The organism is Oleiphilus sp. HI0067, from assembly GCF_001635735.1.
Genome location: NZ_LWFI01000716.1, coordinates 1 through 517 on the forward strand (window position 1 = coordinate 1; position 517 = coordinate 517).

The window sequence follows — 517 nt, forward strand, 5'->3', positions numbered from 1 at the left end:
CGCTATTCACGATTTGAAAGGCAACAGCCCATTCCAGAATTCAACAACTGGTTCTGTAAACATCGTTAAGCCTAAGATGCACGGTCCAGAAGAAGTTGCATTCGCAAACGAATTGTTTGGCCGTGTTGAAGATGCACTTGGTCTACCACGCTTCACAATGAAGATGGGTATCATGGACGAAGAGCGTCGTACCACTGTTAACTTGAAAGAGTGTATCCGCTCTGCGAAAGACCGTGTTGTATTCATCAACACTGGCTTCCTAGATCGTACTGGTGACGAGATCCACACTTCAATGCTTGCTGGTGCATTCGTACCAAAAACAACTATGAAGCAACAAACATGGATTGGTGCATACGAAGACTGGAACGTAGATACAGGTCTTGAAACATCACTACAAGGTCGTGCGCAAATCGGTAAAGGCATGTGGCCTATCCCTGATGAGCTTGGCATGATGATGGAACAAAAAGTAGGTCACCCTAAAGCGGGTGCAAACACTGCTTGGGTTCCTTCACCAACA

Annotated in this window: 1 pseudogene; it reads left to right on the forward strand. The window is 46.0% G+C overall.

The annotated features are described in order from the left end of the window. Positions 1-517 (forward strand): annotated as a pseudogene (locus tag A3739_RS08005) (malate synthase G); the annotation flags it as partial.